Genomic DNA, 24,846 nt, shown 5'->3' with positions numbered 1-24,846 from the left:
GGTCTCACCAAAATTTTACTTGACCAAAACCAATTTAGGTTGACCTTCAGCCAGCTGTGAACAAATGCAAAGGAGAAAAATAGCAAAAGCTCTCGAAAGTACACCTAGAATTTGAGCTGTTTTCGAGCTGTTTTCGCTGAACAGAGCCGCCTACCGGCACCAAAGTAAGCACCTGGCCGCGACAATCACACGCAGACCCGACAACCACCCGACCACCAAAAGCACCCCTGTTTGACCTGAATGTATATTTTTATAATATTCTGGCGGGTCGTTTACTTGTCACTTGTGAAATAATCGTACGCTCGACAGTCTGCTTCTAGAGAGCTACTCGACCTCATCGCTCGCCGGAAGATATACGGACTCGTCGCGATGCCCGGGCAACACTCGGTCCACGTAGCTCTGCACCGCTTCTTGAAGCGGCACATCCGCACGGCGTTTTTCTGCCATGTACCAGCGATGCTCCAAGACCTCGTGGAAAACCTGCGCATCCTGCAGCCTTCCACGCAGCCCCTCGGGCACAGCCAGGATTGTGGCCTCGAAAACTTCACGCAGCCATCGGTGCGCAACCTGCTCTAGCGGAACCCCTTCAAGACCTTCCGCCAACCGAAAGGTCTGCATACTATTGAGCATCCGCCTCGCTTGCCGTTCTTGAACATCCAACCCCGTCAGTCGCATTAACTGCCTATGGTGATGCCCTGCGTCAACCACTCGTGGTCGGAACACAACGCGACCACCATCACTGGTGACTTTCAGCTCGCCAACATCGAAACCGAGGTCGTTGAGCCTGCGAATCCGCTCATCGACAAGCCAAGGCTCCTCAACACCAATAGATTCTTCCCCCGTCAGCTCTTGCCACAGGTCCTCATAACGCTCAATAATGCGCCTACCCACCGCAATTACGTCCAGCTCAGGATCGAGGAATCCGCCGGCCTGCAGATCCATGAGCTCTCCGATGATGTTGGTATGGGCAACGTCAACGTCGTAAAGCCTGCGGGAATCTGAGAGTGTGCCTTGCAAATCTCCCGTTTCCGCGTCGACAAGGTAGGCGGAGAAAGCGTCTGCGTCACGACGAAACAACGTGTTCGACAGTGACACGTCGCCCCAGTAAAAACCAAGGAGATGTAACCGAACTAGCAGGACTACCAGCGAGTCAATCAGGCGGACCACAGTTTCGCGGGTGACCTGTTGAGAAAAAACTGCACGATACGGCAGCGAATACTCGAGATGTTCTGTGACGAGTGCGGCAGTTAACGGTTCGCCATCTGGATCCTTCCGGCCGGTGATTACCGCGAGCGGGCGAACCGATGGAGCACCGAGCCTGACCAGGTCACGCAGCATTCGATACTCATGATGAGCAGTGAACTCACCAATTTCTTTCACTGCAATGACGCGGTCATCTAAGTTGACGAATCGAACAATGTGTCGCGAAATTCCCTGAGGCAAGGCGGCTAACAAATCATCTGGCCACTGTTCCAGAGGTATATGCCAAGGAAGGCGCAAAAGCTTTGAAGCCACCGTTGTCGCGGCTATTTTCATAGTTTCCGACACGGTGGCTCCTAAAACTGTCTTACTGTCCCACTGCCCTACCAGCTACTCATTTCATCTAAACGAAAGAGTTTAGGCCGGAAGGCGCATACCAGTCGACTTCGAGAACAGGTGCAGCATGCCCGGACGAATCTTGCCGTAAACTACCGAGCCCAACTGCGGCGCGGTGCGCGGGGCGGTACGAATAACCACCTGACCGTGTTCCTCTTCGTCCGGGTTAGAGGAAGATCCGGAGCTCAATGCTCCGCCACCGACGAGATCGCCATACATGAATGCATCGGAGCCCAATTCCTCGACCAAGTTAACCTGCACCGGAATGACGTCATCGCCCGGTCCCTCGACCAGGTCGAATGCCTCCGGACGGAAGCCCACGATAATCTGGTTCTGATCCTCCGGCACGATTGCAGCAAGTGTGGCTTCCGGCAGCTTAATCTTGGCCTCACCCAACGTGGCGTAACCATTAGAGACGTTGAACGTGCCCAGGTTCATCGCAGGCGAGCCAATGAAGCCTGCGACGAATTCGTTTGCTGGGGTTTCGTAGAGTTCCCGCGGAGTACCGACCTGCTGCAGAACACCGAAGTTAATGACCGCAATGCGGTCGCCCATGGTCAGCGCCTCAGTCTGGTCGTGGGTGACATACATGGTGGTCACACCCATCCGACGCTGCATGGCCGCAATCTGAGTACGGGTTTGAACACGCAGCTTCGCGTCCAGGTTCGACAACGGCTCGTCCATCAGGAACACCTGCGGCTTGCGCACAATCGCACGCCCCATTGCCACACGCTGACGCTGACCACCGGATAGAGCCTTAGGCTTACGATCCAGGAACTGAGTTAGATCCAGGGTCTTCGCAGCTTCTTCGACACGACGGTCAATCTCGTCCTTGTCCACACCAGCAATCTTGAGCGCGAAGCCCATGTTCTCTCGCACCGTCATATGCGGGTACAGGGCGTAGTTCTGGAAGACCATCGCAATATCGCGATCCTTGGGCGAGACATTGGTCACATCACGATCTCCAATGAAAATCTTGCCCTCATTGACCTCTTCCAGACCGGCAAGCATGCGCAGTGTTGTGGACTTACCACAACCGGAGGGGCCCACCAGAACCAGGAACTCGCCATCGGCAATTTCCAAGTTGAACTTGTCCACAGAAGGCGTCGTTGCACCGGGGTAAATGCGAGTGGCATCAGCAAAAGTCACAGTAGCCATGTGAATACAAACCTTTCATCGGCAGGTACGTGCCGAACGATCCGAGTGAAAGTAACCGCAGGAACAGCTCCTACGTATCTGCCTCACAAGCTTACTCTTAATCGAGCAGCCCCGTCACGAGCTCCGCAATCTTCGAGCGCTCCGAGCGCTTCAGCGTGATGTGTGCAAAAAGCTCGTTGCCCTTGAGTTTTTCAATCACCGCCTGTACACCGTCATGGCGGCCGACGCGCAGGTTGTCACGCTGCGCCACATCGTGCGTAAGGATGACCCGGGAATTGCTACCAAGACGCGACAGCACCGTCAGCAGTACGTTGCGCTCCAGCGACTGTGCCTCATCGACAATCACGAAGCTGTCATGCAGGCTACGACCGCGAATGTGAGTCAACGGCAGTACCTCTAGCATGTCGCGCGAGGCAATCTCATCCATGACGTTCTCCGAGACCAGCCCCTCCAGCGTGTCGTAGACAGCCTGCGCCCAGGGATTCATCTTCTCATCCTCGTTACCGGGCAGGTAACCAAGATTCTGGCCACCTACCGCGTAGAGCGGACGAAACACCACGATTCGGCGATGCAGTCCGCGCTCCAGCACCGACTCCAGACCCGCGCACAGCGCAAGCGCCGACTTACCCGTGCCGGCTCGGCCGCCGAGGGACACAATCCCCACCGAGTCATCCAACAGCAGGTCGAGCGCAACACGCTGCTCCGCCGACCGCCCCTTCAGCCCAAACGCCTCCGTATCGCCCCGCACAAGCTTGACGACGCCCGGGGCGCTCACCCTTGCCAGCGCAGACTGGCTACCGGCGCTGAGCTGCACGCCGCAGTGCAGCGGCTGCTCCTGAACCTGCTCGAGCTCCAGAAAGCCGTTGGCGAAGAGACGATCAATTTCCTCCGGGTCGACGTCCACTTCCACCATTCCCGAGTACCCAGTCAGTACGACGTCCTGGGCGCGGTAATCGTCGGCAGGCAATCCCACCGCACCAGCCTTAACGCGAAGCGGAATGTCCTTGGTGACCAGCACGACATCATGGCCATCGTGCTGAAGGTTAAGGGCGCAAGCGAGAATACGGTGATCATTTTCGGCGGTGCGGAAGCCAGCGGGGAGGATGGAGGGATCGGAGTGGTTGAGCTCAATATGCATAAACCCGCCAAGATCATTGGCGGGCACAGGCCGGTCCAGGTGGCCGTAGCGGTAACGCAGCTCTTCGAGGAAACGGAGCGCTTCTCGGGCGAACCACCCCAGCTCTGGGTGGTGGCGCTTGGCCTCCAACTCACTCACCACGACCAGCGGAAGCACAACTTGGTGCTCATCGAACTTCTTGGTGGCGTGGGGATCGGACAGCAGGACCGAGGTATCAAGCACGTAGGTACGCATGCCCTCAGGCTAAAAGTCAGAGGTAGAAATTACGTGGTTGTGAGATGAATGCTTGGTTATCAGATGAACCACAGTTGGTTACAGGCTCTAATCCTCAAGTTGAACCCTAAGGAACTGGCCGAGCACCGAGCACCACTGCCCGGCCACTCCACTGCCCTTTTAATGGCGACTAGTCGTTATGGCGAATCTGTCGACCCAGCAACTTGTGGCGAAGCGGATCAACCGCCAAGGTCACAGCGCCAACTGATACAACTCCCACGAGGTACGCCAGCGCAACTACAAGGGAGCGTTGACCAAACGTGATTTCGTTCGCAATCGGGCCGAACATGGTGGCTCCCAACAGCGCACCCATGACAAAGCCGAAGATGCTGGTCGCAAGCATGGGAAAGAATGTCTGCTTGAAAGTGACCGTGCGGTGGAAGTTGATTGGCGTCCCGATGAAGTCCAGCGCCTTTGTCAGCGATGCCTCTTCATAGACGGCTGAGGCCTGAGTCAGAAGCGTTGACACCAGCAGCAGAATGAATCCAATCACGAAGGTGGTAGTCACACCAGTTGCAATATCGTGTGCAAGAGTGGCATCTGCCACCTCTTCAATCTTGTCTTCACTCGGCACCATCATTGCGTACCCGAGCAGCAAGGACAGAAATGTCATGGAACTGACTCGACGCCACGATTCCTTAGCGTTAGTCGCTACTCGTCGCGTCGCCACAAAGTCGCTCGAAGTACCGAAGAAGCTGGAGATGCGGGCAACAAGCTGGATAAAGAAAGGCGCCACCAGGCCAATTGCCCAGACCATCAGGTACATCATCGCTGCGACACCAAGCGTGGTAGCCACGGTTCCACCCGCGATATTGGAGTTGCCTACCGCGTACAGGACGCCCGCGCCGATAACTACGGCCATAATCATGCGCCATGCCTTCATCGACTTGGGCACTTCCTTACGACTAACGCCGAGTGGTGAAATCATCACCCTTCGCAAACCAACCACAGCCGCATAGAGCGCGAGGAGCACCACGGCAACCCAGACCAGTGGGTAGCCCCACCAGGGCAGCAACATGTCCCAGGTATCCAGGTAGTCATTGTCAAACTTGATCATCGCCCAGAATGGCGCGGTGGCAACCGACAAGAACGTGCCCACCACAAGCCCAACAGCTGCCAAGACGAGGGTTTCGATAATAACCATGCGTGTAACTGCCCCGTTAGACAGACCAATCAAGCGCAGAGTTGCCAATCGCTGCTCCCGCCCTGCAGCGCCAAGCACCGCCGACTGTGCCACCAGCGAAACCATTGCCGGAATCACAAAAACACAGGCCACGAGTGCCAGCTGCAGGTACATCTCGCCCTGACCTTGATTCATGTAATCCTCGGGCGTTGGGTTCGGCGGCAGCTTTGGCTCAGCCTGCCAACGGCGGTAAAACATCGCCGTGCCGCCGACGACAACCAGCGCCAACCAGGTGCTCACAGTCATAGCGACCACAGACAGCGCGGACAACCAACCGTTTCCCGAGTGCGATTCGCGCCCGGCGCGCTGCAATCGCGTGCTCAAGTCCGCTAGCGCGCCGGTCGGAATTCTCTGGGGTTTTGGTGCTTCAGTTACGGTGCTCACTTTGTAACCTCCGCTCCTGCCAGCATGCGGTCGTCGTGAATCAGGCCATCGCGGATCTCCACACGTCGACGACACCAGTCGGCCACCTTCACATCGTGCGTGACCATCACCAATGTCGTTCCAGTCTGCTCCACCAACGCGGTGAGCTGTTGCATGACCTCATGGCCTGTGGACTGGTCCAACGCGCCAGTCGGCTCATCGGCGAAGATGACACCTGGCTCGCCGGCCATCGCACGGGCAATTGCGACACGCTGCGCTTGACCGCCGGACATCTGTCCAGGGCGACGGCGCGTGAGGTCTTCTAGGCCCAGGCGGCTGAGGACATCGTCGGCAAGCGACAGTGACTTTGAGCGCTTCTTGCCCTGCAGAATCATTGGCAGAGCAACGTTTTCCCTGGCAGTCAGTTCGGGCAGGAGCTGGCCATCCTGGAAAACGAAGCCGAAGTCGTGCAGACGGAGGGCGGAGCGGTCGGCGTCGGAAAGCGAATTGATCTTTGTTTCACCGAAGATGACGTCGCCGTCGTCCGGTAGCAAAACGCCGGACATGCAGTGCAGCAGTGTCGACTTACCAGAACCTGACGGTCCCATGACTGCAACGGTTTCGCCGGGCTCAATGTTCAGCGAAATGCCGGTGAGAACGGGAGCGGAATTGTAGGACTTAGTGATGTCACGAATACAAAGTCGTGCGTTTCTTGGGCTGTTGTTGTCTGTCATGGCACTCATTTCACTCGCACGGAGGCGATTTCAACACCGTGCCCACTTTCCTTTTGCGGTAGTGCTAGGTCTACTATGCCGGAAATTAATTCCTCCGCACACAGAGCTTTCGTACCATAGGAAACTATGGAGCTGAAGGATTATTTCCGCAAATATATCGGCGCGAACCGCCGCGAAAAATCGCATAAACGCAGCTACGAGGAATCCGCCGCCGCTCGCATCGCCGAACTTACCGCTTCACGACGAACAATTGCCGAAGCCTTTGAGATTGAACGTCGCCGCATTGAAAATGACCTCCACGACGGAGCTCAGCAATACATTGTTGCGGCTTCAATGAAATTGGGACTTGCAGAATTGGAGGCATCCAATACTGGCAATGAGGAATTAATGCAGCTCCTGGCGGAAACTCGCGGCCTTTTGGAGGATGGATTACGCGCTTTGCGGCGAACAGTCCACGGAATTCACCCACAGGTGTTGCGTGATCGCGGTCTGCAAGCAGCTGTTGAAGAGATTGCTGAAGGGTACGGCCCTCACGTTGTTGTGCACACTCCCCATCCCCTGCCGGAATTGGAAGAAAGTGTGCTCGCCGCGGCATATTTTTTCTGTGCAGAAGTGCTGACTAATGCGGCGAAATATGCGCCGAATGCTCCTGTTTCTGTGTTGCTCACCTCAGATCAAACACTGAATATTTCAATTACGGACCAAGGCCCTGGCGGGGCAAAATTGGGGCGCGGATTGCGGGGCATGAAAGAGCGACTGGCTACTTTCGACGGTGCGATGACCATGCACTCTCCCGAAGGTGGGCCAACGCAGGTAATAGCCAGAATTCCTCTGATGTTGAACCGCTGGGAATCGGGCATTGGAGAAATGAAAAGCGTGGAAATGAAGGGTGTGAAAAAGAAAGGTGCGGAGAAGAAATGAAAATTGTCATTGCGGATGACTCGGCACTCCTGCGGGAGGGGGTCGCCGGGCTCGTCGAAAAGCGTGGACATGAAGTGATTGCGATGGTCGACACTGCCCACGGCCTGGTGGCGGACATCGATGACCGATTTGATGACACGGGCGAGCTGCCAGACTTGGTGATTACCGATGTGCGCATGCCTCCAAAGATGAGCGATGACGGTCTGCGGGCGGCGGTCGAGTTGCGGGAGCGTTATCCGCAGCTGAATGTGATGGTGCTGTCGCAGTATGTGGCGCCGGCGTATGCGCGTGAGTTGTTCTCGCCGGTCGGTGCTGGAGGTAGTGCTGGGGTCGGTACTGGGGTCGGTTCGAGTGGCAGCAGCTCGAGTGGCGGGACCGGGTATCTGCTCAAAGACCGCGTTGGCCAGGTGCTGGACTTCTTGGGCTCGCTCGAAGTCGTCGCCGGTGGTGGCGTGGTGATTGACCCTGATGTGGCGACGGCATTGATGCAGTCGGGCAAATCGGGACTAGCCAGTTTGACGGCGCGCGAGCGCGAAGTGCTCGAGCTGATGGCACGCGGCAAGTCCAATAAGCAGATTGCCGATGACCTCGTGCTTTCTGGGGCGGCAGTGGCGAAACACGTGTCCAATATCTTTATGAAGCTGCATCTGGAGCCCGGCGAGGAAAACCGCCGTGTGCGGGCAATTCTGGAATTTCTCACGGCGACGTCGGGGCAGATTTAGGGTCGGCAGCAATCGCATCTCTCGCAAAGGCGATGAAAAAATAAGTGTTGATTGTGGCACGAGTCACAAATTAAAGTTGGCTCGTACGTTTGTTGTTTCCCTATCGAAAGGACGTGTCTACATGACTGTTTACGCCAACCCCGGCACCCCCGATGCAGTCTTCACGTACAAGGAGCAGTACGAGAATTTCATCGACGGTAAGTGGACACCTCCAGTAGACGGGCAATACATGGACAACTCCACCCCGGTTACGGGCGAGGTTTTCTGCCGGGTTCCGCGGTCTAACGAGAAAGACATTGAGCTCGCCCTCGATGCCGCACACAATGCGAAGGACTCCTGGGCCTCGGTTCCTGCGGCCGAGCGGGCGCTGATCCTCCACCGCATCGCGGACCGTCTGGAGGAAAACCTTGAGAAGATTGCCGTCGCCGAGACCTGGGAGAACGGCAAGGCCATCCGCGAGACCCTCGCCGCTGACATCCCGCTCGCAATCGACCACTTCCGCTACTTCGCCGGCGCCACCCGCACACAGGAGGGGCGCATCTCGCAGATTGACGACAACACGGTCGCCTACCACTTCCACGAGCCACTTGGCGTCGTCGGCCAAATCATCCCGTGGAACTTCCCCCTCCTGATGGCCGCATGGAAGATCGCCCCGGCCCTCGCTGCCGGCAACTGCATCGTGCTCAAGCCTGCAGAGCAGACCCCCGCGTCGATCCTCATGCTCACCGAGATCATCGCCGATTTGCTTCCGGACGGCGTCCTCAACATCGTCAATGGCCTCGGCACCGAAGCCGGTGCTGCGCTGACCGCAAGCGACCGGATCTCCAAGATTGCGTTCACCGGATCGACTGCCGTTGGCCAGGTGATTAACAAGGCAGTGTCCGACAAGATTATTCCAATTACGCTGGAGCTCGGCGGCAAGTCCCCATCCATCTTCTTCCCCGATGTCATGGATGCCGACGACGCGTTCCGCGAGAAGTGCATCGAGGGCCTGGCCATGTTCGCGCTTAATCAGGGCGAGGTCTGCACCTGCCCGTCGCGAGCCCTGGTCCACGAAGACATCGCTGATGAGTTCCTGAAACTCGCGGTCGAGCGCGTCAAGCAGATTAAGACCGGCAACCCGCTGGATACGTCGGTACAGATGGGTGCCCAGGCCTCCCAGGAGCAGCTGGACAAAATCTCCGGCTACTTGGAGTCCGGGCCGACGGAGGGCGCGGAGGTTCTCACCGGCGGCAACGTCGCCAAGCTCGAAGGGTTGGAGGGAGGCTACTACGTCGAGCCGACGATCTTTAAGGGCAACAACTCGATGCGCTTCTTCCGCGAGGAGATCTTCGGCCCGGTTCTGGCCGTGACAACCTTCAAGACTCTGGACGAGGCTCTCGCGATCGCCAACGACACTATTTACGGTCTTGGCGCCGGCGTCTGGAGCCGCAACCAGAACAACGCCTACCGCGCTGCCCGCGGTATCCAGGCCGGCCGCGTGTGGGTGAATAACTACCACAGCTACCCTGCTCACGCAGCCTTCGGCGGTTACAAGCAGTCCGGTATCGGCCGCGAGAATCACTTGATGATGCTCGAGCACTACCAGGAGACCAAGTGCATGCTCGTCTCTTACGACGAGAACCCGACTGGCCTGTTCTAAGAATCCGTCCCCCTCGGGGCTGGGCAATCTTTCGATTCCGATTCACGCCCGACGAGGGGGCCGACAATTGCCTCTGCCCCCTAAAAACGCCCTCCGCGCCTGGCAGGTTACGATGGTCGGCCTTAACCTGACACACCAGGCGCTGGCGACTCCAAAGGTAGAGGCCTAGCTCACGGCCGACGGCTAGGCCTCTCTTCCTTTCTTCACTTGCCGGTACCACCTACGCATCCGATTAATCGCAGCACTGGCGGCCCATCCGCCTAGAAATAGTAGCGGGACGTAGAAGAACACGACATATGCGACGACCAGGCCGTCCTGCCCGTCGGGCGGCGTGGTGAGAAATAGGAATGTCAGATCGCCAAGCGCGGCAATTCCTGCGCCGGTAGCTGCTGCGACAATGCTCTGCGCGCTGGTCATCCCCCGAGCCAACGACCCATCACCGGCGAAAACGGCAATTGCTCCAACCAACATTACTGAGACCAGCATGGACACAATCCACGACGCAATTCCTTCGTCGTAGGCGAGATTGGGCTCCGGCAAGATTAGCCCACCTAAAACGCTCCACGCGACCGCGGCGAAAAAGGACGCCAGCAAGGGGCGGGTTATATTGTCGAGCCTCATGCGTCCCAGGTTACGTGAGATGACCTCCAAAAATGCTGAATCTCCCCTCCCCAGTGGAGAATCGAGTCACGCCCACAAGAGCAATAATCCTCCGAGCATAAAGTGGGTTAAGTAGAAAAACTGACAACCCGAAAACTTACGGGCTGCAGATGTGAAACTGTGTGAGTTTATGACACTTTCAGGCCATTTTCCGGGCCATTTTTGACATAAACGCAGTCAGTAACTCGGATCGACCGAACGTCACCAGACATAAACGCAGTCAGTAACTCGCACTGGGGTAAGTGGCTAAAGGTGCCCACCGGCGATGCACCGGCCAGACACGCTTTTCCAGCTTTCCTAGGGCTTGGATTATTTTCTGTCCGTTTTTGTCTTCTTCGTCTTCTTAAACGAAAAACCAGGCCAGAGAAAAACTCTCTGACCTGGCCTATTTGCTCCTCCAGCTGGACTCGAACCAGCAACCCTTCGATTAACAGTCGAATGCTCTGCCATTGAGCTATGGAGGAATATCCACCGCGCAGAACCAGCTAAACCAATCTTCGGAATGCCGTTCCTTGCGACGGATAGATACTTTACCCAGACCCCTTGAAACTCACAAATCGCCAGGTCAAAGGTTAATTTAGACCTCTTTTACCCACACGCCATGACATCGCTGTGAGTTCTCGGAGCCACGCAATCCACGCAATCCGCGCAATCCGCGCAACCTCACACAGCCCCCCCACAGCGCCCACAAAGCTCCTACCAGTACTGAAAACGCTTTCCATCATGCACTTTTCATACCGCGTTCATACGATGGGGCTTATGTCTGAACAAACCAACGGAACCGAAAACACCGAGCAAACCGCACGCGTTGTTCGCGGCGTTATCGCACGCGAAAAAGGCGCACCTGTAGAACTTACTGATATCCACATCCCGTCCCCGGGCCCGAACGATGTCATTGTTGACATCCAGGCCTGCGGCGTCTGCCATACGGACCTGGCTTACCGCGACGGCGATATCACCGACGAGTACCCGTTCTTCCTCGGCCACGAGGCCGCAGGCGTGGTCTCCGTGGTTGGCGAAGAGGTCACGCATGTCGCCGTCGGCGATTTCGTCGTCCTCAATTGGCGCGCCGTCTGTGGCGAGTGCCGCGCCTGTAAGCGTGGTAAGCCGCAGTACTGCTTTAGCACTTTCAACGCCTCCAAGCCCATGACGCTTGACGACGGCACCGTCCTCACCCCAGCACTGGGAATCGGTGCTTTTGCGGATGCCACCCTCGTCCACGAGGGCCAGTGCACCAAGGTCGATTCGGCAGCCGATCCGGCCGTTGCGGGCCTGCTGGGCTGCGGTGTCATGGCCGGTATCGGTGCGGCTATTAACACCGGCGAGGTTAAGCGCGGTGAATCGGTAGCCGTCATCGGCTGCGGTGGCGTTGGTACCGCCGCTATCGCCGGTGCCAAGCTGGCCGGCGCTAGCAAGATTATTGCCATCGATATCTCGGCTGAGAAGCTGGACACCGCCCGCGAATTCGGCGCGACCGAGACCATTAACTCTGCGGAGCTGGCTAAGAGCGATAAGAGCACCGGGGAAGAGGATCCCGTCGTTAAGCGAGTGCGTGAGCTGACCGACGGTTTCGGTGCTGACGTCGTGATTGATGCGGTCGGCCGCCCGGAAACCTACAAGCAGGCGTTCTACGCCCGTGACCTGGCTGGACGCGTTGTTCTGGTCGGCGTTCCGGCACCGACAATGGAGCTGGACATCCCGCTGGCGGATGTGTTTAGCCGCGGTGGTGCGCTGAAGTCGTCCTGGTACGGCGACTGCCTGCCGGAGCGCGACTTCCCGATGCTGGTGGATCTGTCGTTGCAGAACCGCCTGCCACTGGAGGGCTTCGTAACGGAACGCATTGGCATTGAGGATGTTGATGAGGCCTTCGAAACTATGAAGGCCGGTAAGGTACTGCGATCGGTGGTGACGCTGTGAACAAGGATTTGAGGGTCGAACACGTTCTCACGTCGGGCACGTTCTCGCTCGATGGTGGCACGTGGGATGTAGACAACAACGTATGGGTGCTCGGCGATGACCGTGAGGTCATTGTCATCGACGCGGCGCATGAGGCGCAGCCGATTATCGATGCGGTGGATGGCCGCAAGGTAAAAGCCATCGTGTGCACCCACGCACACAACGACCACATCACTGTGGCCCCTGAACTGCAGGAGAAGCTCGACGCTCCCCTGCTCGTCCACCCGGGCGACCAGATGCTGTGGGAGCAGTCCTGGCCGGATCTGGCGCACGAGGATCTCGCGCATGGTCAGCGCCTGGAGATTGCGGGCACGGAGGTTGTCATTATTAACACTCCGGGCCACTCCCCTGGCTCGTGCTGTCTGTACGTGCCGGAGGCCGCTGAGCTGTTCTCTGGTGACACGCTGTTTTCCGGCGGTCCTGGAGCGACCGGTCGGTCCTACTCGGATTTCGACACGATCATTAACTCCATCCGCGACAACCTGCTGACTCTGCCTGCGGAAACGACTGTCCGCACGGGTCATGGCGACCACACGACGATTGGTCGCGAGGCTCCGCACTTGGAAGAGTGGATTCGCCGCGGCTACTAGTCGCTAGTCACTAGCTACTCAAACACGACCTTGACCGCCTCTGCTTGCAGTTCGCGGCGGTACTGCTCCATCGCGAGCAGGTCCGCGAACAGCGAGTTGTAGGCGGTTTCGTCGTCTGAGGGGCGCATTCGCGAGAGCATCGCTTTCAGCTGTGCAATCTGGTCACCGACCCACACTTCCTGCAGTCGCGCCAGAATCGCCTGCGCATACGGGCGCAGCGTCTCCGCATCGACGGCGATTTGCTCCACTCCCAGCTCAGTCACGAGATGCTTGACGACGTCCTCCCGCGCCTGATCCATAATTGCGGTCGCCCAACTATGTGGCTGTGTGGCCGCTTCCCCGCAGGCACCACCTGCAGCCATGATGGCGTCGAATACCGCTCGGTAGGTCGGATGCCCAAAGGTCTCGGGTGCGAGCGCATCGAATACCGGGCCGGTGGTGGCGGGCTCTTGAATTGCCAGCTTGAGGGCCTCACGCTGCGCATAGAGCACAGGGTCCCGCGGGTTTGGATACGGCAGTGCCGGGTTGCGCCGGCGCCGCGCTTCCTCCTCCTCTTCGCGGGCACGGGCCTTTTCTTGGCGACGCTGGTAAGGAGTGCGCTTTTCATTCTGTGGCCGGTTGGCCTCCTCGCGGACGCGCTGCACCAGCTCGGCTTCATCATTCCAGCCAATCCAGCCGGCAACTTCGCGGGCATACTCATCGCGCAGCGCCGCGTCCTTGAGCTGGGCCAGGACAGGCACCACGCGGCGCAGCCCGGAAACCCTGCCATTAGCGGTGGTCAGGTCATAGTCGGCCAGAAGTGTGCGGAGGACAAATTCGATCAATGGCCGTCGTGAAGCGACGAGATCGCGCACTGCGGCCTCGCCCTTCTTCTGACGCAGATCACACGGATCCATGCCGTCCGGCGCGACCGCGACGTAGGACTGGCCGGTGAAGTTCTGCTCCCCCTCGAAGGCGCGCATAGCGGCTTTCTGCCCTGCCTCGTCGCCGTCGAAGGTGTAGATGAGTTCGCCGCGGAAGAAGCTATCGTCGAGCATGAGACGGCGCAGCAGCTGGAGGTGTTCCTCGCCGAAAGCGGTACCACAGGACGCGACGGCTGTGGTCACACCTGAGGCATGCATGGCCATGACGTCGGTGTAGCCCTCCACAATTACAGCCTGATGACCAGCGGCAATGTCCTTCTTTGCCAGATTCAGGCCGAAGAGCACCTTGGACTTCTTGTACAGCATGGTCTCGGGCGTGTTCATGTACTTGCCCAGATTGTCATCGTCGAAAAGCTTGCGGGCACCAAAGCCGATGACATCGCCGGACATATTGCGAATCGGCCACATGAGACGGCGGTGGAATCGGTCGATTGGCCCCATGCGCCCCATCTTGGAAAGCCCTGCCTTGTCCAGCTCCTCGAAGCTAAAGCCCAGGCGCTGCAGGTGCTTGGTCAGGGTGTCCCAGCCGGCCGGCGAGTAGCCACAGCCGAAGTGGGCCGCGTGCTCGGCGGTGAAGCCGCGGTTTTCCAGAAACTCGCGCGCGGGCGCTGCCGCTGGCGTGGAGAACTGTTCGCGGTAGAACTTCTGTGCCTCTCGGTTTGCGGCGATGAGACGCTGGCGGGTTCCCGGTTCCTCGCGACGGCCCGCGCCACCGCCTTCATAGTTAATGTGGAAGCCAATTTTCTCCGCACAGGCTTCGACAGCCTCCGGGAAAGACAGGTGTTCCATCTCCATGAGGAAGCTGAATACATCACCGCCCTTGCCGGTGGAAAAGCAGTGGTAGTAGCCATGATTGGGGCGTACGTGGAACGACGGCGTGCGCTCGTCTTTAAAAGGCGAAAGCCCTTTCAGAGAATCAGCGCCAGCCGGTTTGAGGTTCACGTATTCTGCAACGATCTCCTCAATCGGAGTCCGTTCGCGGATTGCCGCGATATCGGAGTCCGGAATTCTTCCCCTAGCCATGAAAATAACCTTACCCAACCCGTCCAATCGACTCCGCCGTAGAGGTTTCGCTTGCCGACGAGCCTCCCGCGCCCAACCCAAAAACGTGCCGGCGGCGACAGATATGGAAAGATACTAGCCATGGCTGAGTGGAAGAAGATTGCGAGCGGCGTAGGCGCTGCCGCCCTGGTGCTGGCTGGTAGCTATCTGGGGCTCGATGGCGGAGATCAGAACTCTACGGCATCCGAGGACTCACAGGGGTCGCAGAATTCCGAATCGCAGAGTTCCACTGCCTCCAGCGCTAAACCTGGACCCAACTCGGGCAGCAACAAGGCTGGTGCCAAGGGTGCCACCTGCGCAGTAGATACCCTGCCAGAGGAGGCCGACGATGTTATCGACCGCATCCTGACCGACCAGGACCACATCTATTCGCAGCACGACGGCAAGCACTTCGGCAACTACGAGGGACGCCTGCCGAAGGAGCGCGGTGACTACTACCGCGAATACACCGTGACCACCCCGGGCAATTCCAGCCGCGGTGCACGTCGCATTGTTGTCGGCGGCGGTTCCGAAAATGACCCGGATATCTGGTACTACACCGACGACCACTACGAGAGCTTCTGCGAAATTCCAGACGCGGAGGACTGAGCCAAGGTAGTACGGCGGCGATTAGCGCTAGCCGATAAAACCGAGTTGATTCGCGCTCCGGGCAATAAGAACGATGCCAATTATTGCTGCCACCCACAAAACAGTGACCTTTGTTTCATATTCCAACCGGGGGATAACGCTCACTACCTGGTTATAGACCTTGTCTCCAAAGGTCGCGAAGAGCACTCCAACAATCACTGCAGGCGCAATCATCACTACGCAGTAGAGCGCGAGGATAAGCAGTTGCACTACGAAAGGCACTGCCATCGTCTCAATGATTCCGATTGCCGCCAAGTACGGCAACATCGTACCGACCTCGACAACTGCTGCCGCTAAGGCTAAACCCACCATCGCAGGGAGGCCGGCAGAACCTTTCTTAGTGTCCTCCGATCGAGATTCAAGTACCTCTTCGACGGTCCGTTTCTTGGGATTCGGTGCCAGGATTCCATAAGCAGCTAACAAAATACCCAAAATCATCATCACCCAACTGAACCAAGTGTTGGATGCAATGCCTGAGACTGCGTCTAAAGCCTGACGCAAGCCGAAAAAGAGCGCGATGCCAACTGCAAAGTAGGACAAGACAATTGTCCCTAAATAGGTAACGTATGCGGCACCCCTCATTCTCCGCCAGACGATTAGCAGAACTACTGGAATCAGCAGGGTTCCAGCACTGAGGCTGTCAAGAAGCGCAAGCCCCACAAGAACAAGATAGTCCATCTCCGTCACTCCCTCGTACATTCGTACAGTAAACTACCATACAGTCGTACGGGAAGTAGCGCGAATGAATCCCCAAAGGAGTTTTAGGACATGAGCACGATGTCACCTCAAGAAAAATCGATTTCCGATGCAGCAATCAAAGTAATTGTTAACCAGGGATTCGACGTCGTAAGCGTTCGAAAAGTGGCTCAACAGGCGGGCGTAGCCCCTGGAACAGTGCAGTATTTTATGGGCACGAAAGACGAACTACTCAGCAGGGCACTCCTGCGCTCGGCAGCACGACAACATGAAAGAGTCTCGTCGCTACGCTTTCCATCAAATACCCCGCCGTTAGAACAGCTCACCCAATCACTGCTCGAACTGCTCCCCATCGGCCCAATACAGCGCGAAGACGCAGCACTGTGGGTTATCCTCGGTGCCGCTGCATCAACACGCAAAGTCCTGGCCCAGGAGTACCAGAACGAACTCAGTAGATTCCAGGACCGTCTCATTTCAGCACTGTCCGCCGCAGACGTCCCTGGAGATACAACTCAGACGGCCCGCCTCGTCACCGCCCTCGTTAATGGCCTAACCCTCGATTACATGCATGCAAAGCCCGACGCAGAAACTACAAAGGCGCTTTCCGCTGACCTCAGCAATGGCCTTCAGCGGATACTGCAAAAATGGTAATCGCCGACCGCACTATCCCCACGCCGCGGCCACACCAGCAATCTGGCGATCAAGCCGTTCTACACGCGACTCCGTCATCGACGCTAGCTGATCAACGATAACCCGCAGCCGCGCTTGGTCACTCTCCGCCCGGGAGTAGAGCCACTGGAACATCGGATCAAGCGTTCCCGGAGCCCCCTCCTGCAGATACTCGGCCACCCGGAAAAGGCGATCGCGCTCACGCTCCTGACGGCGAATATGACGCGGAAGATCCATCACATACAGCACGGCGATGGTCTTCAGCATGGTGACCTCCGCCAAAATAGAGCTGGGCACGGCGAGGTCCGCGTCGTAACGCCCGAGCGGAAGCGTCGATCCGGAGGCAGCACGCGTACCCGCGACGGAAGCAGTGACAAAACGGCCGACCAACTCCGAGGTCATACGTTTCAGCGCAACCAGCGAGCGCAGCGAACCATCATAGGACGCCGCAGCTGATACCACCGGCAAGCTGGCAAGACGCCCGGCAGCTTCGACGAGCTCCGCTGGATCGCCACCAAATGCGGCAGCACCCTTATCAGCGAGCGCGGCCAGTTCCACCGTGTCCCACAAAACGCCCAGATCAACGCGGCCAGAGACGATGCCATCCTCGACATCGTGGACAGAATAGGCGACATCGTCAGACCAGTCCATAATCTGTGCCTCAAGACACTGCTTGCCGTGCGGAACGCCCTGGCGAATCCACTGCAAAATCGCGGCATCCTCCTGGTAGGCCCCGTACTTGCGGCGGAGCTGACCATCGGGACCGATTGGTGTCCACGGGTACTTACAAGCCGCATCGAGCGCCGCCCGAGTGAGATTGAGTCCACAGGGCTCACCCGTACCATCGAGCACCTTCGGCTCAAGGCGAGTGAGAATACGCAGCGTCTGCGCGTTGCCCTCGAACCCGCCGCAACCAGCAGCAATCTCGTTGAGGGCGCGCTCGCCGTTGTGGCCATACGGCGGATGCCCGATGTCATGCGTCAGGCCGGCCAGCTCTGCGAGATCCTCATCCGCACCCAACTCGCTGGCGATTCCACGGGAAATCTGCGCGACCTCCAGCGAGTGAGTCAGGCGTGTGCGCGGAGTATCGCCCTCCCCTGGCCCCACAACCTGAGTTTTGTCAGCCAGCCTGCGCAGCGCTGCGGAGTGCAGGACGCGGGCGCGATCTCGTGCAAACGCCGCCCGGTGAGATTCCAAGGACTGCACCCCGGGCAGCAATGACTGCTTCGGAGACTCCTCGACAATACGAGCGAGTTCAAAAGATGAATACGAAAATTTACCGGCCACGTAATTATTGTTACGTATCCTTGTAGATATGTCTGACAGGAATCGCGTGTTTCGCCCCCTTTACCTTGCCGCATCGGGTGCTTTCCTCGGCCTGAGCATGCCGCTCATCACAGCTGCGCTTCCCACACAGCCGCCAGTTCATGCACCCGTATCGCTGCTGGCACTCGCACCGTCAGCATCCCTAGCGCACGCCGAGGCACCGACAGATGTGTCGGGCGAGGTGGCTGATCTCGCAGGTGTGCTGAGCGGCGGCGATGAGGCTCGACTGAAGGAGCAGATTCAGCAGCTCAAGACAGAGAAGCGACTCCTGTTCTCGGTGTTCTACATCAAGAGCTTTGACGGTATCCAGGGCCAGCAGTGGGCACAGCAGGCCTGGGAGCACCTCGGCGCTGCCGACAACCGCGGGGTCATCGTCGTCGCAGTGGAAGACCGTAACCTCGGAGCCTTTGTAGGTGACTCCTTCCCCAGCAACGCAGAAGCCGTCAACAGAGCCGCTCAAGGGCAACTGTTAGAGGATGACAACTGGGCGGCTGCGGGCGAAGCTGCCATCGCCGAGGCAGGCGGTGGCAGCGGCTCCGCCGGTGGGTGGGCACTCGGCGCCGGCCTCGGTGGTGCCGCCGTTGTCGGTGGCGCCACCTGGGCCGTGGGCCGTCGCAATAAGAAGAAGCGCAATGAGGAGGAGATTGCTCGTGGCCGCAACATCGACCCCAGGGATGTCTCTTCGCTGGACTCGCTGAGCACCAGCTCGCTCGATGTTCTTGCGCACGATGAGATTGTCAGTACCGATGAGTCCATCCGCAAGGCCAGCACCGAGCTCGACCTCGCTCGCGCTGAGTTCGGCACCGAACGCATCCACAGCTTCGACAATGCACTAAAGCACTCTCAGTCCACGCTCGAGCGCGCGTTTGCACTTCGCCAACAGCTTGACGACGGCTCCGTGACCGACGAAATCGAGCGCCGCAGTGTCCTGCTGGAGATTATCTCCACCTGTGGTGTTGCGGACGATCAGCTCGACGGCGAGGCCGCAAACTTCCAGAAACTCCGCCAGGAGTTGATGAATGCTGAAGCGACCATTTCAAAGCTCACTCAGCGAAGTGTCGAGCTGCGCTCACGTATGCCGCGTGCCGGCGAAATTCTCGACGGTCTGCGCGCACGTTACGAAGAGCAGATGCTCAGCTCTGTGACCGACAATATCGATATGGCCACGGAGCACCTGAATCAGGCTGACCAGTCAATGACTGAGGCCCGCCGCATCGCTGACCTGCCCGCCGGTGAGCAAGGCGGTCTGATTGATGCGCTGTCGGCCACCGACTTTGCGCTCACACAGGCAGAAAGTCTTCTGGAGGCCATTGAACACGCCGATAGCGATATTCACGCTGCAGTCGCTGGACTGGCTTCCCTTATCGCCGAGGTCCGGGGTGAAATCGATGAGGCCTCGCACCTGATGTCGGCACCGCAAGGCGCCAACATCAACCGCGAGCGTCTCAATGCGGCCATCGAAGCAGGCCGTGAAGCACTCGGCGTGGCAGCCAATAAGTCCGAGGTGGATCCGCTGAGTTCCTGGACCGCACTGACCGATGCCGATGAGCTGCTCGACGAAGCCCTCGACTCCGCTCGTGATAAGGCCGCGTCGTTCGCCCGCGCTACCGCTACTTTGCAGCACAGCATGCAGGATGCCGACAATCACATTCGCGCCGCGGCTGACCTAATTGCTACCCGCCGCCGTGTGGTTGGCGCTGAGGCTCGCACTCGCCTCGCGGAGGCGCAGCGTGCTTACGGCTCTGCTCAGAGCTTGGCCAACAACGATCCGCGAAAGGCGTTGGCCTACGCACGTCGTGCGCGCAAGCTCGCGGCTGAGGCCGCTGACTTGGCCCGCCGTGACATCCGCCGCTACCAGGATCAGCGCCGCGGTGGCGGCAGCAACGGTTCGATGGTCGCCGGCATGGTGCTGGGAAGCATGCTCAGCAACAACAGCGGCTTTGGTGGCAGCATCGGCGGTTTCGGCGGTTTCGGCGGAGGTTCGAGCCGACCAGGCGGCTCCGGCAGCACAATGGGCTTCTAGATTCCCGCCTAAATTCGCATCTGGCGTGGTCCATCCACAGACCACGTCGCCAAAGCGGCGGCAATCAGCCAGTCTTCGAAACTCCCCCGGAAGTCTCCCTTCTGGGCATAGACACCAAATGCCCCTCGGCCTAGGCCGTCCTCTCGGACGATTCGGGCGAGCTCATAGCCTGGCCGCTCGATGTCGAAGACCGTGCGAATTCCCCGTCCTTCTCTGTTTAGGACGAAAGAATTCCCCTCATCCGGATTCGTCATCACTAGCGCGTTCGTGCTAAAAAAGCGGGCTTTCACCTGCCAGCCACGTCCTTGTGGCGAGGTGATCCAGAAAGCACTAAAGACCCCGTCCTGACAGCTCCAGCCGTCGGACAGGGTCTTTTTGTTCTCGTCGTAAACGACGCCGTCTGCAATAGTTGCTACACGATCCACACCCAAATCATATAGGCAATCAGCAAAAGCAAGCAGACAGTGAGAATCCAGGTCGAGGAAACCATGCGGGACTCCAGCACTCGACGAGCACTGTAGACCAGGAAGATCTTCTCCTCTTCCGGCAGCGCACGGCCCTCATCGGTGTCGAACTGCACCTCTGCGTGGCGCACGCCACGGGACGCACCGGTAAACTGGCCCCACTTCTCGCCGGTCTTCGCATTCTCGATGACGTAGTTCGTCGATCCCTCGCACACCAGCTTGCCTTCAGGACGATTCGGCCCAAAGGTCACTGAAAGCTGCTTGGCTCGCGAAATCTTGTCACGGTCAGCAGCAACGGTCGAGAACACACGGCCGTCGGGAAGCGTGGCGGAAACACGGTGATTAGCAGAGGCGTCAATGACCCACTCCCCTTCCGGGGTGTTGAGGCGATCGCCCTGCTCATCACGGATGTACGTGCCGATTTCGGTGCTTTCCTTCAGAATCGGCCAAGTTTGCTCGGATTTTTCCCGAGAGCCGTCGCCGAGACTATAGGATTCCCAAAAAACTTCTTCGGCCATTAGCAGCCCACCAGGCGAGCTGCGAGGTAGCCTTCCAGCTCGTCAATCTTGACGCGCTCCTGCTCCATGGTGTCGCGGTCACGGACGGTCACAGCGTTGTCCTCGAGAGTATCGAAGTCAACGGTGACACAGAACGGAGTACCGATCTCATCCTGGCGACGGTAACGACGGCCGATAGCACCGGAGGTGTCGTAATCGACGGCCCAGTACTGGCGCAGCTTGTCGGCGACAGCCTCAGCAGTCGGAGTCAGGGTGTCCTTCTTCGACAGCGGCAAAACAGCAACCTTAACCGGCGACAGACGCGGGTCCAGCTTCAGCACAGTACGAGTGTCGGTGCCGCCCTTTGCGTTCGGCACCTCTTCCTCGGTGTAGGCATCACACAGGAAGGCCATCAGGGCGCGGGTCAGACCGAAGGACGGCTCAATGACGTACGGAACGTACTTTTCGCCGGTGACCTGGTCGTGGTAACGCAGGTCTTCCTTGGAGTGCTCGATGTGGCAGCCGAGGTCGTAGTCCGTACGGTTGGCGACACCCATCAGCTCGCCCCACTCGTTTCCCTGGAAGTGGAAACGGTACTCGAAGTCGATCGTGCGTGCAGAGTAGTGAGCGCGCTCGTCCTTCGGAACGTCGAACTGACGCATGTTCTCCGGGTTAACGCCCAGGTCAATGAACCAGTTCCAGCAGGCGTCGACCCACTCATCGAACTTCTCTTCCGCCTGGTCCGGTGCGACGAAGTACTCGATCTCCATCTGCTCGAACTCGCGGGTACGGAAAATGAAGTTACCCGGGGTGATCTCGTTGCGGAATGCCTTACCGGTCTGGCCGATACCGAACGGTGGCTTCATACGAGCCGTGGTCATAACGTTCTTGAAGTTGACGAAGATACCCTGAGCGGTCTCCGGGCGCATGTAGTGCAGGCCCTGCTCATTGTCGACCGGGCCGAGGAAGGTCTTCATCAGACCGGAGAACATCTGCGGCTCGGTCCAGTTGCCCGGCTGACCGGTCTCCGGGTCCGGAACGTCTGCCAGGCCATTGGCCGGCGGGTGGCCGTGCTTGGCCTCGTAGGCCTCCAGCAGGTGGTCAGCGCGGTAGCGCTTGTGGGTGTGCAGGGACTCCACCAGCGGGTCGGTGAAGGTAGCGACGTGGCCGGAAGCTTCCCAGACCTGGCGCGGCAGGATAATGGAGGAATCCAGGCCGACGACATCCTTACGGCCGGTGACGAAGGTCTTCCACCACTGGCGCTTGATGTTTTCCTTCAGCTCCACACCCAGGGGACCGTAATCCCATGCCGAGCGGGTACCGCCGTAAATTTCACCACACGGGTAAACGAACCCCCTGCGCTTACACAGGTTGGCGACGGTATCGACAACTGACTTAGGTGCCACGGTCTAGACCACTCCTTATAAATGGCTTCGCATCGCACACCACACGCCTTTTCCGGGCACACAATTCAGCCCGTTCCGTGCGGCGAACGACATAATGAAAAGCAAAATGTACTGACCCCAACAGGCCAGTTAAAAGTTCCCCTATACTCTAGCGCATCTTGTCCAACCGATACCGGGTAGTGTCGGTTACATGGCTGGCGAAGATATGCACGAAGTTAGTTCTGGCGAAAACCCACGTGGTACGGGCTCCCCCGCTAGCACCGGGACACACGCCTCCGCGCGGCCGGCCGCAACCCGCATCGGCCAGCGCAGTACTCGCCAACGCCGCGCCGTCGTGTCGATTATGAGTGAGGCCCCTAATTTTCGCTCCGCTGCTGACATTCATAAGTCGCTGACGGAACGTGGGGACAAGGTCGGCTTGACGACGGTCTATCGGACGCTCCAGTCCCTTGCAGAAATGGACATTGTCGATGTTCTGCACAATGCCTCCGGAGAGGCTCTCTACCGGCTGTGCGGTGACCACCACCATCATCACCTTGTCTGCACCGATTGCGGCAGCACCGTTGAAGTCGCCGGCGGACCTGTCGAGCAGTGGGCTCACAGCCTTGCGGAGGAGCACGGTTTTAATCTGACCGGGCACACTGCTGAGGTCTTCGGCCTGTGCAGGGACTGCCAGAAGAAGTAGCCTGGGCTCCCCCCCAAAAAAAATACCGGTTCTAGGCCTTGCCGAACCTACGGTCGCGCTTGGCGTACTCCACCACTGCGGCGCGCATGTCATCCCGACCGAAATCCGGGAAAAGCTTGTCCTGATAGACCATCTCCGCATAGGCGGACTGCCAGATCAAGAAGTTGGACGTGCGCTGCTCGCCCGACGGACGCAAGAACAGATCAACATCCGGCATAGTCGGCTCATCCAGGAACTGTGCAAAAGACTTCTCGGTCAAGTCATATTCGCTGAGCTCCCCCGCTGCTGCCTGACGAGCAATCTCTCTAGCAGCATCCACAATTTCAGCGCGACCACCGTAGTTGACGCACATATACAGAGTTAGCGCGTCATTGTCCTTCGTCTGCTCCTCGGCAATCTCAAGTTCCTTAATCACCGAGCGCCACAGTCGCGGACGACGCCCTGCCCAACGCACGCGAACGTTCTTCGAATCCAGCTCATCACGACGTCGGCGCAGCACATCGCGATTAAAGCCCATGAGGAATCGGACCTCATCGACCGAACGGCGCCAATTCTCAGTGGAAAATGCGTAAGCCGACAGGTGCTTGACGCCCATCTCCAAACAAGCATCGACGCACTCCATCAGCACGGCTTCACCACGCTTGTGCCCCTCGGTGCGTTTGAGCCCACGCTGTTCGGCCCATCTACCATTGCCGTCCATCACGAGCGCGATGTGATTGGGCACGAATTGCTGCGGTACAGGAGGATTCAACACGCTTCCTATTGTGCCCCACCGCTACTGTTTACTGCCAAAAAGCATCCACATGTTCCAGCGCCGGCACCCGGCGGCCCAGATAGTACTGCAGGTACTTCGCCGTTAGGGTACGCGCCGTCGCCATCCGTCCCTCGAATTCGCTTGACGACGTATCGATGCCCGCCCATTGCTCATGAGCAAGCTGCCACATCAGATGCAGAACCTCGGTCGGCGGAGTATCTGCACCCGGTGGCCTGCAGTTGGTGCACACTGCTCCACCTAATGCGGGAGAAAACGCGTGGTGAGGGCCGGCTTTGCCGCAGCCTGCGCATTCAAAGAGGCTTGGCTGCCAACCGGCCTGCGCCATTGCTCGCAGAATGTAGGAGGTCAGCAACAAATCGGGGCGATGGCGACCGGCCGCAACGTCGTCGAGCGATTGAGTGGTGAGATCCCACAATTCGGGAGCCGGCACTTGCTCCTCGCCGACAATGCGTTCGGCGACGTCCAGGACTGCACACGCACAGGTGTAGCGCGCATAGTCGTCGACAAGCGGTGCTGCCCACGTGCGCACGGTATCTGCGCCTGCGATAGTGGACAGTCCTCGGCGTGGGTAGATGTTGACATCCACGTCGACGAATGGTGAGAGGCGGGAGCCGAAGCGGCTCTTCGCGCGCCGCACGCCTTTGGCAACACCGCGGACTAGGCCGTGGTCGCGGGTGAAAAGGACGATGATGCGGTCGGCTTCGCCGAGGTCGTAGCGGCGTACGACCAGCGCACGGTCGCGATACGGCTCGACCAA

At 58.6% G+C, this 24,846-nt stretch carries 23 protein-coding genes and 1 tRNA gene; 9 read left to right on the top strand and 15 right to left on the bottom strand.

What is annotated here, in order from left to right:
- Positions 1-324: 324 nt before the first annotated feature.
- The 5 genes from NQ014_RS04680 to NQ014_RS04660 form a co-directional block, all read right to left on the bottom strand.
- A complete protein-coding gene (locus NQ014_RS04680; RefSeq protein WP_172620277.1) occupies positions 325-1,536 on the bottom strand; it encodes a DUF4032 domain-containing protein in 1,212 nt (403 codons plus the stop codon).
- A gap of 81 nt (positions 1,537-1,617) precedes the next feature.
- Complete coding sequence (locus NQ014_RS04675) at positions 1,618-2,754, bottom strand: ABC transporter ATP-binding protein (protein WP_257073962.1); 1,137 nt, start codon at positions 2,752-2,754, stop codon at positions 1,618-1,620.
- A 97-nt stretch (positions 2,755-2,851) separates the two neighbouring features.
- Complete coding sequence (locus tag NQ014_RS04670) at positions 2,852-4,126, bottom strand: PhoH family protein (protein ID WP_257073961.1); 1,275 nt, start codon at positions 4,124-4,126, stop codon at positions 2,852-2,854.
- A gap of 169 nt (positions 4,127-4,295) precedes the next feature.
- On the bottom strand, positions 4,296-5,732 hold the full coding sequence (locus NQ014_RS04665; RefSeq protein WP_257073960.1) for an FtsX-like permease family protein: 1,437 nt from the start codon (positions 5,730-5,732) through the stop codon (positions 4,296-4,298).
- A complete protein-coding gene (locus NQ014_RS04660) occupies positions 5,729-6,445 on the bottom strand; it encodes an ABC transporter ATP-binding protein (RefSeq protein WP_257073959.1) in 717 nt (238 codons plus the stop codon). Before NQ014_RS04660 ends, NQ014_RS04665 begins: the two co-directional genes overlap by 4 nt.
- A 126-nt stretch (positions 6,446-6,571) precedes the next feature.
- Here NQ014_RS04660 and NQ014_RS04655 point away from each other — a divergent pair, with 126 nt between their 5' ends.
- The 3 genes from NQ014_RS04655 (at position 6,572) to NQ014_RS04645 (ending at position 9,730) form a co-directional block, all read left to right on the top strand.
- Positions 6,572-7,366, top strand: a complete 795-nt coding sequence (locus tag NQ014_RS04655) for a sensor histidine kinase (protein WP_257073958.1) — start codon at positions 6,572-6,574, stop codon at positions 7,364-7,366.
- Complete coding sequence (locus tag NQ014_RS04650) at positions 7,363-8,088, top strand: response regulator transcription factor (RefSeq protein WP_257073957.1); 726 nt, start codon at positions 7,363-7,365, stop codon at positions 8,086-8,088. Before NQ014_RS04655 ends, NQ014_RS04650 begins: the two co-directional genes overlap by 4 nt.
- Positions 8,089-8,209: 121 nt before the next feature.
- The gene (locus NQ014_RS04645; RefSeq protein ID WP_257073956.1) at positions 8,210-9,730 is read left to right on the top strand and encodes an aldehyde dehydrogenase family protein; all 1,521 of its coding nucleotides are present in this window, start codon (positions 8,210-8,212) and stop codon (positions 9,728-9,730) included.
- A 183-nt stretch (positions 9,731-9,913) separates the two neighbouring features.
- On the opposite strand, the gene NQ014_RS04640 is transcribed toward NQ014_RS04645, so the two are convergent.
- Together NQ014_RS04640 and NQ014_RS04635 are read right to left on the bottom strand one after the other, a co-directional pair.
- A complete protein-coding gene (locus NQ014_RS04640) occupies positions 9,914-10,351 on the bottom strand; it encodes a hypothetical protein (RefSeq protein WP_257073955.1) in 438 nt (145 codons plus the stop codon).
- Between the two features lie 431 nt (positions 10,352-10,782).
- Positions 10,783-10,854, bottom strand: a tRNA-Asn gene (locus NQ014_RS04635).
- Between the two features lie 295 nt (positions 10,855-11,149).
- Here NQ014_RS04635 and NQ014_RS04630 point away from each other — a divergent pair.
- Together NQ014_RS04630 and NQ014_RS04625 are read left to right on the top strand one after the other, a co-directional pair.
- Positions 11,150-12,307, top strand: a complete 1,158-nt coding sequence (locus NQ014_RS04630) for an S-(hydroxymethyl)mycothiol dehydrogenase (RefSeq protein ID WP_257073954.1) — start codon at positions 11,150-11,152, stop codon at positions 12,305-12,307.
- A complete protein-coding gene (locus NQ014_RS04625; RefSeq protein ID WP_257073953.1) occupies positions 12,304-12,936 on the top strand; it encodes an MBL fold metallo-hydrolase in 633 nt (210 codons plus the stop codon). The genes NQ014_RS04630 and NQ014_RS04625 overlap by 4 nt, the downstream gene beginning before the upstream one ends.
- A gap of 14 nt (positions 12,937-12,950) precedes the next feature.
- On the opposite strand, the gene dnaG is transcribed toward NQ014_RS04625, so the two are convergent.
- Positions 12,951-14,882, bottom strand: a complete 1,932-nt coding sequence (gene dnaG, locus NQ014_RS04620) for a DNA primase (protein ID WP_257073952.1) — start codon at positions 14,880-14,882, stop codon at positions 12,951-12,953.
- A gap of 120 nt (positions 14,883-15,002) precedes the next feature.
- Between dnaG and NQ014_RS04615 the strand changes: the two genes are divergently transcribed.
- Entirely contained in the window at positions 15,003-15,509 is a 507-nt protein-coding gene (locus NQ014_RS04615; protein ID WP_257073951.1) for a ribonuclease domain-containing protein, read from the top strand.
- A 27-nt stretch (positions 15,510-15,536) separates the two neighbouring features.
- Here the strand turns inward: NQ014_RS04615 and NQ014_RS04610 are convergent, their stop codons facing one another.
- Positions 15,537-16,226: a GAP family protein gene (locus tag NQ014_RS04610; protein ID WP_236658601.1), complete on the bottom strand. Its 690-nt coding sequence runs from the start codon at positions 16,224-16,226 to the stop codon at positions 15,537-15,539.
- 90 nt (positions 16,227-16,316) lie between these two features.
- On the opposite strand from NQ014_RS04610, the gene NQ014_RS04605 reads away from it, so the two are divergent.
- Complete coding sequence (locus NQ014_RS04605; RefSeq protein WP_257073950.1) at positions 16,317-16,895, top strand: TetR/AcrR family transcriptional regulator; 579 nt, start codon at positions 16,317-16,319, stop codon at positions 16,893-16,895.
- Positions 16,896-16,907: 12 nt separating this feature from the next.
- Here the strand turns inward: NQ014_RS04605 and NQ014_RS04600 are convergent, their stop codons facing one another.
- Complete coding sequence (locus NQ014_RS04600) at positions 16,908-18,200, bottom strand: deoxyguanosinetriphosphate triphosphohydrolase (protein ID WP_076772228.1); 1,293 nt, start codon at positions 18,198-18,200, stop codon at positions 16,908-16,910.
- 28 nt (positions 18,201-18,228) lie between these two features.
- On the opposite strand from NQ014_RS04600, the gene NQ014_RS04595 reads away from it, so the two are divergent.
- A complete protein-coding gene (locus tag NQ014_RS04595) occupies positions 18,229-20,262 on the top strand; it encodes a TPM domain-containing protein (RefSeq protein ID WP_257073949.1) in 2,034 nt (677 codons plus the stop codon).
- A gap of 8 nt (positions 20,263-20,270) precedes the next feature.
- Here NQ014_RS04595 and NQ014_RS04590 read toward each other — a convergent pair whose 3' ends face one another.
- From NQ014_RS04590 to NQ014_RS04580, 3 genes are read right to left on the bottom strand one after another with little or no spacing between them, the layout of a single operon-like run.
- A complete protein-coding gene (locus NQ014_RS04590) occupies positions 20,271-20,687 on the bottom strand; it encodes a hypothetical protein (RefSeq protein ID WP_257073948.1) in 417 nt (138 codons plus the stop codon).
- Positions 20,675-21,244, bottom strand: coding sequence for a hypothetical protein (locus tag NQ014_RS04585; RefSeq protein ID WP_005511064.1), 570 nt, complete (start codon positions 21,242-21,244; stop codon positions 20,675-20,677). Before NQ014_RS04585 ends, NQ014_RS04590 begins: the two co-directional genes overlap by 13 nt.
- Complete coding sequence (locus NQ014_RS04580; RefSeq protein WP_257073947.1) at positions 21,244-22,629, bottom strand: glycine--tRNA ligase; 1,386 nt, start codon at positions 22,627-22,629, stop codon at positions 21,244-21,246. Before NQ014_RS04580 ends, NQ014_RS04585 begins: the two co-directional genes overlap by 1 nt.
- Positions 22,630-22,819: 190 nt before the next feature.
- Between NQ014_RS04580 and NQ014_RS04575 the strand changes: the two genes are divergently transcribed.
- Complete coding sequence (locus tag NQ014_RS04575) at positions 22,820-23,314, top strand: Fur family transcriptional regulator (protein WP_257073946.1); 495 nt, start codon at positions 22,820-22,822, stop codon at positions 23,312-23,314.
- A gap of 31 nt (positions 23,315-23,345) precedes the next feature.
- Here the strand turns inward: NQ014_RS04575 and NQ014_RS04570 are convergent, their stop codons facing one another.
- Together NQ014_RS04570 and recO are read right to left on the bottom strand one after the other, a co-directional pair.
- Positions 23,346-24,068 (bottom strand): isoprenyl transferase, encoded by a 723-nt coding sequence (locus NQ014_RS04570; protein WP_016423112.1) that lies wholly within the window; start codon positions 24,066-24,068, stop codon positions 23,346-23,348.
- A 28-nt stretch (positions 24,069-24,096) separates the two neighbouring features.
- The gene (recO, locus tag NQ014_RS04565; RefSeq protein WP_016423113.1) at positions 24,097-24,846 is read right to left on the bottom strand and encodes a DNA repair protein RecO; all 750 of its coding nucleotides are present in this window, start codon (positions 24,844-24,846) and stop codon (positions 24,097-24,099) included.

Source organism: Corynebacterium sp. 5QC2CO (genome assembly GCF_024580435.1).
Classification (GTDB): domain Bacteria; phylum Actinomycetota; class Actinomycetes; order Mycobacteriales; family Mycobacteriaceae; genus Corynebacterium; species Corynebacterium jeikeium_D.
The sequence above is the reverse complement of the archived record's forward strand: the minus strand, read 5'-3'. Positions and strand labels throughout refer to the sequence as shown.

Coding starts and splice junctions, on each gene's coding strand:
- NQ014_RS04585 (WP_005511064.1), bottom strand. CDS start 21,244: ATGGCCGAAGAAGTTTTTTGGGAATCCTATAGTCTCGGCGACGGCTCT.
- NQ014_RS04630 (WP_257073954.1), top strand. CDS start 11,150: ATGTCTGAACAAACCAACGGAACCGAAAACACCGAGCAAACCGCACGC.
- dnaG (WP_257073952.1), bottom strand. CDS start 14,882: ATGGCTAGGGGAAGAATTCCGGACTCCGATATCGCGGCAATCCGCGAA.
- NQ014_RS04670 (WP_257073961.1), bottom strand. CDS start 4,126: ATGCGTACCTACGTGCTTGATACCTCGGTCCTGCTGTCCGATCCCCAC.
- NQ014_RS04615 (WP_257073951.1), top strand. CDS start 15,003: ATGGCTGAGTGGAAGAAGATTGCGAGCGGCGTAGGCGCTGCCGCCCTG.
- NQ014_RS04675 (WP_257073962.1), bottom strand. CDS start 2,754: ATGGCTACTGTGACTTTTGCTGATGCCACTCGCATTTACCCCGGTGCA.
- NQ014_RS04650 (WP_257073957.1), top strand. CDS start 7,363: ATGAAAATTGTCATTGCGGATGACTCGGCACTCCTGCGGGAGGGGGTC.
- NQ014_RS04640 (WP_257073955.1), bottom strand. CDS start 10,351: ATGAGGCTCGACAATATAACCCGCCCCTTGCTGGCGTCCTTTTTCGCC.
- NQ014_RS04655 (WP_257073958.1), top strand. CDS start 6,572: ATGGAGCTGAAGGATTATTTCCGCAAATATATCGGCGCGAACCGCCGC.
- NQ014_RS04645 (WP_257073956.1), top strand. CDS start 8,210: ATGACTGTTTACGCCAACCCCGGCACCCCCGATGCAGTCTTCACGTAC.
- NQ014_RS04610 (WP_236658601.1), bottom strand. CDS start 16,226: ATGGACTATCTTGTTCTTGTGGGGCTTGCGCTTCTTGACAGCCTCAGT.
- NQ014_RS04660 (WP_257073959.1), bottom strand. CDS start 6,445: ATGACAGACAACAACAGCCCAAGAAACGCACGACTTTGTATTCGTGAC.
- NQ014_RS04575 (WP_257073946.1), top strand. CDS start 22,820: ATGGCTGGCGAAGATATGCACGAAGTTAGTTCTGGCGAAAACCCACGT.
- NQ014_RS04605 (WP_257073950.1), top strand. CDS start 16,317: ATGAGCACGATGTCACCTCAAGAAAAATCGATTTCCGATGCAGCAATC.
- NQ014_RS04595 (WP_257073949.1), top strand. CDS start 18,229: ATGTCTGACAGGAATCGCGTGTTTCGCCCCCTTTACCTTGCCGCATCG.
- NQ014_RS04680 (WP_172620277.1), bottom strand. CDS start 1,536: ATGAAAATAGCCGCGACAACGGTGGCTTCAAAGCTTTTGCGCCTTCCT.